This window comes from Streptococcus sp. 1F3, assembly GCF_054968985.1.
This window is the reverse complement of the sequence record NZ_JBUEQR010000082.1, coordinates 13,539-26,240: the sequence shown is the minus strand read 5'-3', so window position 1 is coordinate 26,240 and position 12,702 is coordinate 13,539. Positions and strand designations below refer to the sequence as shown.

Annotated in this window: 6 protein-coding genes; all 6 read right to left on the bottom strand. The window is 38.9% G+C overall.

What is annotated here, in order from left to right; all coding sequences use genetic code 11:
• Window positions 1-13: 13 nt before the first annotated feature.
• Window positions 14-721 (bottom strand): M48 family metallopeptidase, encoded by a 708-nt coding sequence (locus tag ACVPON_RS07345; RefSeq protein ID WP_462877709.1) that lies wholly within the window; start codon window positions 719-721, stop codon window positions 14-16.
• The gene (locus ACVPON_RS07340; protein ID WP_462877707.1) at window positions 714-3,824 is read right to left on the bottom strand and encodes a type I restriction endonuclease subunit R; all 3,111 of its coding nucleotides are present in this window, start codon (window positions 3,822-3,824) and stop codon (window positions 714-716) included. The genes ACVPON_RS07345 and ACVPON_RS07340 overlap by 8 nt, the downstream gene beginning before the upstream one ends.
• A 15-nt stretch (window positions 3,825-3,839) precedes the next feature.
• A complete protein-coding gene (locus ACVPON_RS07335; RefSeq protein ID WP_462877705.1) occupies window positions 3,840-4,988 on the bottom strand; it encodes a restriction endonuclease subunit S in 1,149 nt (382 codons plus the stop codon).
• Window positions 4,982-7,630 carry a type I restriction-modification system subunit M gene (locus tag ACVPON_RS07330; protein ID WP_462877703.1) on the bottom strand — a complete coding sequence of 883 codons (2,649 nt, stop codon included), beginning with the start codon at window positions 7,628-7,630 and terminating at the stop codon, window positions 4,982-4,984. The genes ACVPON_RS07335 and ACVPON_RS07330 overlap by 7 nt, the downstream gene beginning before the upstream one ends.
• Window positions 7,631-8,019: 389 nt before the next feature.
• Window positions 8,020-11,553, bottom strand: a complete 3,534-nt coding sequence (gene smc, locus ACVPON_RS07325; RefSeq protein ID WP_462877700.1) for a chromosome segregation protein SMC — start codon at window positions 11,551-11,553, stop codon at window positions 8,020-8,022.
• A gap of 2 nt (window positions 11,554-11,555) precedes the next feature.
• Window positions 11,556-12,242, bottom strand: a complete 687-nt coding sequence (gene rnc / locus ACVPON_RS07320; RefSeq protein ID WP_462877697.1) for a ribonuclease III — start codon at window positions 12,240-12,242, stop codon at window positions 11,556-11,558.
• Between the last annotated feature and the right edge of the window lie 460 nt (window positions 12,243-12,702).

The following is a 12,702-nucleotide window of genomic DNA, read 5'->3' as shown; positions in this document are numbered from 1 at the left end:
GACTTCCTCCTTCCTATTTTATATAATCTAGTGGCATTTCTTCTAATATCTTGATCGTTTGCTTCCAGTTGGGATAAAACTCCTCAAGTAAGGCATAAAATCTATTGGTATGATTCTTCTCCACTAGGTGTACTAGTTCATGGACCAATACATACTCTAAACAAGCAACTGGTTTTTTTACAAGGTGTAGATTCAGCAGAATCCTTTTTTCCAAGACATTACAGCTCCCCCACTTGGTTCGCATACACCTTATCCTATACTCACTCGCCTGTAGTTTTGTTTTATCTTCATATTTCTTAACAATTGAATCTAATACACGCAATAGTTCTAACCGATACCACTGGTTTAAAGTCTTTTTTCTAAACTCAGTTGTTGCACCCTCTGGTACAGTTAGAATAATTCTATCTGGTAGTCTCTCTACACTAGATTTTTCGCCATACATCACCTTCAACATATAAGGTTTCCCCCACAAATAGTGCGCTTCCCCAGATACATAATAACGCTCCGTATGTCTTTCTTGAGAGAGCATTTTATTCCTAACTTTGGTAATTTCGGAGACTTTTTTCAATACAAATAGATGAATTTCTTCGTCAGAAACGTAGGAAGGAGCGCTAATTACCACCTCCCCTTTAGGTGGAGTAATACGAATATAAAGATTCTTTACATTAGACTTTTTTATAAGCATAACAGGTATACCACCGATGACTCTATGATTAGACATTATACTCTTCCTCTTGCCCTATTTGTTCAAAGATTTCTTCAACTAGCGATTCTACTTCCGCATCATCACCACCAAATTTTTCTAAAAACTTCGCTATCGCAATCTTAATCTTCATTTGTTTTTGCTTATTTCTTCTCCAACCTGACTCAATCGCTGACTGAATAGTTTCATCTAGCTCTATTGCAAAATATTTCTCCCGATTAAACTTGTCATACCAGTATCGCCTTGCAGAGGATTCTTTTATATCACTAGGGTAATCTTCATTATTTTCAGGATGAAGAATATTATTCGCAAGCTCTACCACTTGTCGCAAATACTCTGCGTAGCTAATCGCTTCACTTTTTCTCTGAACAATCAATTCACTCAAAATATTAGATAACTTACCATAATAAACAGCATTAGAAGTCATTTTTTTGACGATTTCATGTTGCAGATTCCCCTCAATTATTTCTGCTTTTGTTCGTTCATCTTTTGATAAACTATCGACTATGGTCTCTACCGGAGTTGTTGTTCTACTTTCTAATAGTAACTCCACAAGTGTTCTATCCCCTAATTTACTAATCGTATCAGAAGACCCCGCTTTGATATAGGTATCTAGAATGTAACGCATATCCACTTCATATGGTTTTAAGTCAATATAATCACTGCTTGCAACTCTAATCATTGTCTTTAAGTGATTATAAAAGGCAATCTCTTCACGTAGATCATTGACTTGCCCTTCAGTATACCCATATTCACTTTCTAGTTTTTCACAACAATTCGTAAATGAACGTGTTAGGGTGGCTGTCAAAGTGTATAATACCCCTCGTTTATCACTAAGTATTTCAGCCTCTTCTTCTGTCTCTGCATCACAGAAATAGGAACGATAAGCACTATCTTCCAGAGGGTCTCCCACATGACTCAATAGATCTCTTAGCGCTTTAAGCGTTATTTCCATTTCAGCTTTAGCTTCATCAAAGCGATCTTTTAGTAATCCCTCTACATCTTCTGCATCATAGTCCTCAAAAGCGCCACTTGTATAGTCATGCATAGCCAACTGAACATTTCTAAAAAGATCTTTGTAGTCTACAATATACCCGTAATCCTTATCTTCTCCATCTGGTCTATTAACACGGCAGATAGCTTGGAATAAGTCATGATCACGCATCTTTTTATCAATATAAAGATAGGTCGCACTAGGAGCATCAAATCCTGTCAATAACTTGTCTACCACGATCAGCAGTTTCAGCTTGCTAGGCTCTTTTTTAAATAACTCCTTAACCTCTTTTTCAAACTCTTCTAACTTCTTACCTTGAAGCATTCGTTCATAAATCGATTTTTTATAATCTTCTTCTCCTGATTCCTCCAAATCAAGCGTTACATTACGCTTATTCACATCAAAAGAAGTAACAATTGCACACTTCCTAAATCCTCTACTTTGGAACAATTCCCAGTATTTACATGCTTCATATATACTATTGGCTACAAGCATAGCTGTTCCACGATCATTTTGTAAGCGTGGCTTGATTGCCATGTCAAATATAATATCCTGCACAATCACTTCTAACCTATCCTTAGAACTATACAGTTTATTCATTGTAGCCCAGCGTTGTTTTAATTGCTGTTTTGCCTTGTCTGTTAGTGATTTTGTCTTCATCTCAAACCATTGATCGACACGTTCTTTATCTGATAAATGTTGATCAATATCTCTGGCTTCATAGCGAAGGTCAAGAACGACTCCATCTTCAACCCCTTGGTTAAATTTATAAGTATGAATAAAGGAACCAAATGTTTCAATTGTCGTACGCTTATCCCCTTTAAGTAATGGTGTTCCTGTAAAACCAATTAGAATAGCATGCGGCATTAATATTTTTACCGCTTTATGAAGTTTTCCAGAATTTGTTCGGTGGCACTCATCAATAAAAGCAATAATATTCCCTTTAGCAGAGTAATTGGTTGGTAAATTTTCTAGTAGTGACTTAGCATAATTTGCCATATCGGTGCGCTCAGAAGTATGATGCCCATATTTATGAATCAAGGAGCAAATAATATTGGCTTCCGTCCCATTTAGTAAACGGCGCAAATCACTGCCACTTGATGCCCGTCGAATCTTTGTCTCCCCTACATTATGGAACAAATCCTTGATTTGTGAATCGAGTTCATCTCGGTCTGTAATGATGACTACTCTACTATTATCAATATTTTCACGAATCCATTTGGATAACCAAACCATCAATAGAGATTTCCCAGATCCTTGCGTATTCCAAATAACACCGCCTTCACCTTCTAAAATTCGAGTTCGTGCAGCAATGTTCGCAAAATACTGATTATGCCTTGCTGTCTTCTTTCGACCTGCATCAAAAATCATGAAATCATGGATTAACGAGAGTAGCCTTTCTTTATGGCACAAAGAGAGCAAACCATTCCGTAATTTATTGTATTGATTTTGAGCTTGCAACTTACGAATCTCATGGGATAATTCATCTTCTGCAGTCTCATCTTCTTTCCATTCCAAGTAATATTTGGCAGGTGTTTCAATAACTCCATAACGAATCCCCTGTGCTTCATTACCTGCAAGTATCAATTGGACTGGTCCAAAAAATGTACGAATAAAGTCTTCTTTTTGGTTTTCTAGATTTTGACGAATTCCCTCTTCTAGACTGACTATTGAACGTTTCAATTCTAGAACTACTACGGCAATCCCATTGATATAAAGGACAATATCTGGTCGTTTGGTTTTCTTTCCGTCTTTACAGACAATCGTGACTTCCTCAGCAATAGAAAAGTCATTTGCTTCTATGTTAGACCAGTCGATAAAATGAACGGTAATATCCTTATGTTCTTTATTTTTGATAGCCTTCCCATATCGCAAGTAAGAGTATACTTTTTGGTTTACCTGATACAAGCTATTGGCACCATGGTTCACCACCTTTTGCAATTCAGAAATAGCATTTGTAATCAAATCACTTGTATACCCGCGTTTTTGAAGATTTTTGGTTAGTAGCTCCTCTTTAATTGGTTTATTCTTTTGATCTTCTAGATTCCCAAGGTAGCGATACCCCAAATCCTGCTGAAACCAATGAATCACTTTATCTTGGATTTTTCTCTCTTTATCTACCATCATCGTGCTTCCTCCTCTCTATATTAAACGAATTTTTCCTGTTAACAGATCATCCATTGCACCTTGCTTAAGTTGTTGATATTTTTCTTTTTCTTTCTCCAAATTTTCAATTTCTTCATCCATAGCGGTGAGAATATTCGCGATAGCTTGTTGTTCTTTTTCATCCGAAGGATATGTAACCTCTACTTTTGCTATTATATCTTTATTTAAATTTTGTACACCACTCCCAGAGGCAAAAATTTCATATTGTTTTTTTGTTTTTTGAATAACAAGCAGATAATATAAATAATCAGCAATAAAAGTATTCTCAAATTCACTCAATTTTAACCAACCATCATGTATACAACCATCTATTTTTAGAATATACGGTCTACCAAAACTCATAGAATTAGAAAGAAGAAAATCACCAGAATTTACTCTAACTGAATCTTCAGCTCCAGTAAATGTTATCTTTTCAGCTGTTTTCTCAATGTATTTACTCTCTATACTTACATCACCTATTTTTATCCAATTAACTCCAACACCACTCGTTATAAAATTCTCAATAGGTCTGGGAGATGCCCCTCTTTTTACCTCTATTACATCCTTTATCGTAGAGGTGTGCCACTTCCCATCGTATCCAGCCAGTCGCCTCTTGCCGGTAACCAATTCTTCCACTGCTCCATCACGAATCAGCTTCTTCTTTTCAATGAGTTTAGCTAGATTATCAATGTGGGTATCGAAAGACGACAGAACTTCAGCAATAGCTTCTTGTTCATAAATTTCTGGAAAATAAATCTCAAATTTTTCAAATACTGGTAGTCTTAAAGAATCAACAGTTGCCTTAGAAGTTTGATTCAATGCATGTTCTCTAAAGAAATAAGAAAGATACCAATAAATATAGATTGCTTTTACTGTATTGCTGAAATTACTGATAACATAAACTCGTTGATGTACATCAAACTTACCATTTACATAGTGAAAAATAGACCCTATGTTTCCATCTCCAGGAACTAATATAGCTTCAGTATCGTAACCAAAAGAATTTATCCACTCTATTTTTTTAGACCTAACATAAAATGGATATTTTCCTCCTGCAACTTTATCTTCGTTATTTTTATCACCAGTTTTAATAGTCGAAACCTTACCTAAATAGTTCGAAGTCCAGTCCTTCGGATAGTCTACCATGTATATCCCATCCTCTCTAAAGCTACTTTAACAGCTTTTTCTGATTGTAAGACATTGTCTTCTAATTCAGTTAAGGTATGACCATAACGTTCAGCAATTACAGTAACCTTGCTTGCCAAGGCATCCAACTCTTGAACGACTCCTTCTAAAATATACCTTTTAACACTTGCAAACCATTTTTTATTCAATAACAAGTCTTTTATTTCTTCGAGCGTTAATTCTCCATACTTCGCCATGACTTTGTTATCCAATACAGTTCGCAACTCTTTTATTTCTTTCTCAAGTTTCTCCTTTTTACGCAGTTTATTCCGATACTTTAACAAAGCCTCATACTCGTCTACATATCGTTCTGGAACTCTAGCCTCTTGCTTAGCTAACTTAAGAGCTATCTGCACCTTTTGCTTACCAATTGAATTATTTTTATTCCTAAGATCAAACTGATTCAAATCATCATTTTCCTGAATCAGTTGTTCCATTTTTCGTGTATTACTCTCAGCTAAGGCTTCAAGTATTTCTTCCAATACTATTACTGTATGAGAAACTTTCAGTTTTTCCAATTCAGATAAACGTGCATTTAAAGCCACTTTCGGAATAGCATCTCCCTTAGCGTTTAAGACGTTTACTAGTAATCCACCATCTTCACTTTCTTTTTCTCGTAGACTATCCAGTTCTGATTCGATAGTGGCTACACTTTCCTCTAAAACAGCAAGTTCTTCTAGTTCTGATCTGAAGTACTCTTTTTCAATAACATTCGTCGGAATCAATAAGCCCTCAAAACGATGAATCGTTTTCGTTACTTTTCCCTTAGACTCCTTATACTCCATTTCTACTTCCCTCGCTGCCTCATAGCCACTTGATTTAATAATATACGCATCATCTTGCATGGTTTCATTCCAATAGTTTAAGAGGCAATCGTATACAAAATAAGGATCTAGTAATTTATTATCTGAGTACTGATGTAATAACTTAAGAGAGAGCTCTTGAATCAGATCTTTAGGGTATGTATTCCCATCAATTGCCTTTAAAGAACGAGAGATCTCAGTAGCCCATTTAGAAAATAGATTTTCTACCCGCTGCTTTTCCTCTATAATATGAGTATCGCTCATGATTAAGTCTTCGAGAAATAGATTCTCACCTTTTAGATGATAGCTTTCTTGTTGATAGTCAAATATTTTACCCTTCAACTTTGGAGATAATTTCCATAATTTTTCGAGAGCGTCCACATCTTCTTTCGGAATCCCTCCCTGCAAATGGTGTTGAATACTTTGGGGACGACTTTCCTCAAGAGCCTGGATATAGCGTGGAATATTTAAATTACAGGCATTTCTTTCTTCGATTTCCTGATAGCTAACCAACCGAGAGTACCCTGGAATTTCTGTTTGGTGTTGATAAGTTTGGACAATTTTTTCAATATCCTGCTCTCGTAATCGGTTTTTATTACCATCCTTTTTAAAACCACGACTAGCATCGATAAAAAATATTCCCTCTCTTTCTTCAGTATTCTCTTTATCTATCAGAATAATTGAAGCTGGAATACCTGTCCCATAAAATAAGTTCGCTGGTAAGCCCACTATTCCTTTAATATACTTTCTAGCAATGATTTCCTTTCGTATTGTCTCCTCCGCATTCCCACGGAATAACACACCGTGCGGAAGAATGATCCCTGCCTTTCCATTTGCATTTAAAGATTTCAAAACATGTAAAAACCAAGCATAATCGCCATTTTTATCTGGTGGAGTCCCGTATCCATCAAAACGTTTATACGTATCATCCGCCGTATTTAAACCAGCTGTCCAATCTTTATCTGAAAAAGGAGGATTCATAACGATAAAATCAAACTTTCTCAATTCATTGAACTCTGTCGTATATCGAGGGTTAGATAAGGTGTTCCCTGATTCCACTTCTCCAGTATTCTTGTTATGCAAGATGAAGTTCATTTTTGCTAGACCTGCTGTATCTCGATACTTCTCTTGACCGAAGATAGAAACAATGGAATCGCCATTTTCATCTTTTGGAGCCTCATCTGCTGCTCGAATAAGCAGAGAACCAGAACCACATGCCGGATCATATAAATCCCAGTTTTTCCCAATCTCTTTTTTGATATTATTGATTCCTATCAGCTTTGCCACAACACGAGACACCTCACTTGGCGTATAGAATTGTCCCTTACTTTTTCCTGATTCTTGGGCAAATTTCATCATAAAGAACTCATAAGCATCACCAATAATATCATCGCCGCTTGCTCGGTTCGATTTGAAATCTAGCGCAGGGTTTTCAAAGATAGAAATCAAGCTCGTTAATTTATCAACAATCTCCTTTCCCTCTCCTAGCTCTGTTCGATTATTGAAACTCACATCGGGTAACAAACCAACAAGACCATTTTTTTCAAGGAAAGATTGAATAATCTTATCAACCTCTTCTCCAATATTTTTCTTTCCCTTTAAATTGACAAGTTGATCAAATGATGCTTTCTCATCAACTGTAAAGATTGCATACTTCTGTCCCTTATACTTATCAGAAACATATTTGAAAAATAGAAGCACCAATACATAATCTTTATAGCGTGATGGCTCCACCCCTCCACGCAGTTTATTACATGCTTCCCATAAGATGGAATATAATTCTGATTTCTTTACTGGCATAATTCTTATTGTCTCCTACTAACATTCTGCTATATCTATATCTATTTCTGGTTCTAATAGCTGCTTACATCTCTATCCTATTTTTTACCTAACCCTAGCTTGGGAATTACCCAAAAAAGAAAGTGGGTAGAAAAGGTCATTCTAAAATTTCTTGCAAATATGCATCTGGGCTTGGTCTACAAGTCTCTTTCATTCTTCCAACTATTGTTCCTATTTATGAAGAGTGCCACTACCTATACCAAATAGGTTGATGGGATAGTGCTCTCAAACATGAGCGCAGTTCTGGCTGTTTTCTACCATTTGTATGCATCACAATCATTGCCCCAGTTGTCTGAAGCCCCATACAGTCTCTTTTTGTCACATGCTGTGATTTAAGACATCTTTCTATATTATTCCCTCTCTAAATCTTTCAACTTCACAGAGACAATCTTCGAGACGCCAGACTCCTGCATGGTTACACCATACATGGCATCTGCCGCTGCCATCGTTCCCTTGCGGTGGGTTACCACGATAAATTGGCTAGACTTATCAAAGCGGTTGAGGTAGTCACCGAAGCGTTTGACATTTGCCTCATCAAGCGCTGCCTCTACCTCATCCAGAATCACAAAGGGAATCGTCTTGACACGGATAATCGAAAAGAGGAGAGCTAGGGCTGACAAGGCTTTTTCCCCACCAGACATCAAGTTCAAGGACTGAATTTTCTTTCCAGGTGGCTGAACGGAAATCTCTACACCTGCCACAAGAATATCGGGGCTGGTCAAGATTAAATCTGCTGACCCACCACCAAACATCTGCTGAAAGGTTCGCTTAAAGCTCTCACGAATAGCTTCAAAGGTTTGCTTAAAGCGTTCTTTCACCTCATCATCCATCTCATGAATAGTATCCAGCAAAAGATTGCGGGCCGACAAGACATCCTCACGCTGTTCATTTAAGAAGGTCAAGCGTTGATAAACCTCTTCATACTGGCTAATCGCTTCTAAATTGACAGGACCCAAGGCACGAATAGCACGTTCCAATTCTTTTAAGCTCTGCTCAGCACGAGGCAAATCTTCGAGGGCTTCTGCCTTTTTCTGTGCTTCATCAAAACTGATTTTATACTGCTCTGTCAGATTAGCCAGCAGGGTCTTCAAGCGACCTGCTTCCTGCTCATAATCTGCTTCAAGTCTGGCTTGCTTGCGAATCAATTCATCATTCTTCAAACGCATCTGATCCAAGCGTGACTGAATATCTTCAAATTGTCCTTCTATGTCTTCTAGTTCCAATTTCAGACGAATGATTAGCTGATTGGTCTGGTTCTGCTTGTTTTTTGCTGCAAGCAATTGCTCATTCAAGACCTCTATGCTCGTATCAGCCTGCGCTTCTACCTTCTGTTCAATGACAGCCTGTAGCAGATCCATTTCATGCGCAAGCCTTGCTTCTTCTTCTTGTAAACGCGCCAAGTCTGTCTGCTCAAATCGCACTTCACTAGCCAACTGGCTTTGGGTGACCTTTAGGCTTGAGAGCCCCTCCTGCAAGGTCTGTACCTGCTCCTGAATAGCATGGCGGTTGGTCTTCATCTCTTCAATCTGACCTGTTAATTTGATTTTTTTCTCGGCAAAATCCGCCAATTGCCCCTGATATTTCTTAGCTAAATCTTGCAAATCAGATAGCATACTATTGTTCGCTTGACCTGCTTTCATATCGTACAAGGTTTGTAGTTCTTCTACTTTGACTACCAATTGCTCGTAAGAAAAGCGGCTCCGTTGCTCAACAAGACGTGCCTCCTCACCAGCTTCTTTGATTTCTTCTAGAGACTGGCGAATACTGTCTGCTGCTTCCTTTTTTGTACGAACTAGCTGTTCTTGTTCCTGTAATTTCTTGCTTAAAACTGCGATTTCTTCTACCAATGCATCCAACTCTGGCTTCACAAAGGTTGTATGGTTGGTGCGGTTGCTTCCTCCTGCAAAGGCTCCACCAGGACGAATTTCAGTACCATCAAGCGTAACCAAACGCACCTGGAACTTGGTTGCTCGTGCCGCCTGATTTGCATGCTCTACTGTATCAAAAATAGCAATCGTTCCTAATAAATTTTTAAAAATCGTTTCCAAGCGAGTATCAAACACTACCAAGTCACTGGCTAGACCTAAAAATCCTGTCGAGGATTGTAATAGATTTAAGAGATGAGTGGCTAAATGACGTGGTTTAATCGTGGTCAGCGGTAAGAAAGTTGCCCTCCCTTGACGGTGTTGCTTCAAAAAGGCAATGGCTGATTTTGCTGTAGATTCATCTTCGACAATCACATGCTGGCTGGCTCCACCAAGTGCCACTTCAAGAGCTGTCTGATACTCCATATTAAAGGTCAAGTTTGCACTTACCGCTCCTACAATGCCACCGATGCGATCAGCCTGTTGTAAGACAGCCTTGACACCTGCATAAAAATTGGAATGGTTCTGTAAAATGGCTTCCAAACTGGATTGACGTGCTTTTTTCATCTTTAATTGATCTAGCAGGTCAAACATCTTGGATTGGCTCGCCTGATACTCCCTGTCCAAATCTGCCAAGGCTGTTTGTCTATCTTGATAGTCTTGTAGCAATTCCTGCAGTTGGGTTTCTGCCTCCGCTAGACTTGCCTGCAAGTGGTCTACCTCCAATTGGCTTGCCTTGAGTTCAGACTGCAAACGCATCAACTCTTCTGACTGGCTCTCCGTTAAACGATGCTGGTTGGCAATATCTTGTTCTACTTTAGCTAGACTATTGGACACCTCCGCCTCAGCTTGTAGCAATGTAACATACTGCTCTCTGAGATGGTCTAATATCTGATCTGGATCTTCTGAAAAATAGTCTAGCTCTGCCTCTTTTTCTGCCATTGTAGCTTTCAATTTCGCCAATTCTTCCTGCAACTGAAGCAAGTGTTCAGACTTTTCAGTTCTTATTTCCCTTGTTTTCGTATGCTTTTCTTCCAAGTCTAGCAGCCTAGACTGCGCCTCTTGACGGCTCGTTTCATTCTGACTAGATTCCAATTGACGGACTTCAATCTTCCGCTCCAAATCACTGATGAACTTGGTCACTTCCAATAAGGTAGCCTGCTCACCCTCTAACTGGGCAGTCAGCTGCTGGCGTTGGTGCTTTAAACCTTGATTCTCAAGCTCTAGCTGGTCACGTTGCTCATAATAGTTGGCTAAATCTGCCTTAGTCTGATGTAAATCTGCTTCTTTTTGACCAATCAGCTGACGCCCCTTATCAATCTGAGCCACTAAGACATTCAGATACAAGCCTTTGCGTTCTTCATCTAGTTCCAAGTATTTTCGAGCAACTTGCGCTTGCTTTTCTAGTGGTTTCACTTGGTTGTCCAATTCATAGATGATATCTTCCAATCGATCGAGATTATCCTGAGCCTGTGATAGCTTACTCTCTGTCTCCTTCTTACGGGTCTTGTATTTGAGGACACCTGCCGCCTCTTCAAAAATCGCGCGACGCTCCTCTGGCTTAGAATTAAAGATAGCCTCGACCCGACCTTGGGAAATAATCGAAAAAGAATCTCGACCAAGACCTGTATCCATAAACAAATCATGAATATCTCGCAGACGGACTTTCTGCCCGTCAATCAGATACTCGCTATCACCTGAACGATAAATGTGGCGCTCAACCCGTATTTCTTTCTGACGACCTGCGATAAAACCAGTACTATTATCTAAGGTGACAATCACAGAAGCATAATTGAGAGCCTTGCGACTTTCCGTTCCTGCAAAAATAACATCGGGCATCTTGCCACCACGGAGGCTCTTAGCAGATGATTCCCCCAATGCCCAGCGAAGACTTTCAGTAATATTGGACTTGCCTGAACCATTGGGACCCACCACTGCCGTCACCCCACGATCAAAGACAACCTTTGTTTTATCTGCAAAGGACTTGAATCCCTGCATTTCAATTGATTTGAGATACATATCTATCCTCTTGCCTCCACTGCATTCTTTGCAGCAACCTGTTCAGCTTGCTTTTTGGAGCGTCCTTGACCTCTTCCCATAGCTTTGCCATTTATCAAGACTTCAACTTCAAATAACTTATCATGGGCTGGTCCAGTCTCTGATACAACCTGGTACTGAATCATGACTTCCCCATTTACCTGTAGCAATTCCTGTAAGCGTGTCTTGTAATCTGTCACACGTTCAAAATTCCCAACTTCAAGCTGTGGAATCATGACGTGATAGAGAAAATTCTCAACTGCTTCTACTCCCTTATCCAACAAGAGTGCACCTAAAAAAGCCTCAAATAAGTCTCCTAAGATTGTATCACGATTGCGTCCTCCCGTTTTCTCCTCTCCCTTACCAAGACGAAGAAAAGGTTCGAAACCACAAGCTCGTGTAAAACCTGCCAAACTCTCTTCCCGCACAAAGGTTGAGCGTAGCTTGGACATTTCTCCTTCAGGAAAATGAGGATATTTCTGATATAAGTAACGAGAAATAATCAATTGCAGAACAGCGTCTCCTAAAAATTCCAGACGCTCATTATGTGAAATTTTTAGAAGACGATGCTCATTAGCATAGGACGTATGAGTAAAAGCTGTCTCAAGTAAGGTCAAATCGGAAAAATCAATCCCAAACTCAGTAGCCAATTTTCTTTGTAATTCTTGCATAGTTGCTCCTTTTGTCTATCATTCCTATTATACCATATTCCTAGCTATTTTCAGTAAAAGAAAAGAGATTAGGCAGGAGAAATCTACAAAAGGAAAAGCTTCCTTTTCCCCTCTCTCTTCTCTATTTTTCAAAAAAGAACATCTGCAAAACAAGTATAAGCCTAAGCGCTAATAAAGAAAAAGAACTTACCCTGCTTCCCATTTTCAACCTATAGCAAGGCATACCAGCTAAGGAAGAAAAACTTCACTGCGCTTCTCATTTCCAAGCTGATACTCTTTAAAAATCAACAGGATACTTGGTCAACTTGCCTTGGTGAAGGCTCGTTCTACCTTCGGCTTCGATTAGAAGGAAATGAGCGGTGCTACTCTCATTTCCAGCCTTTCACAATTCTTAATTGTGAAAGCTAGTCTACTTTTGATTTTTATGGAGTATGAAAACGTCCTCTGGACAACAAAAAAC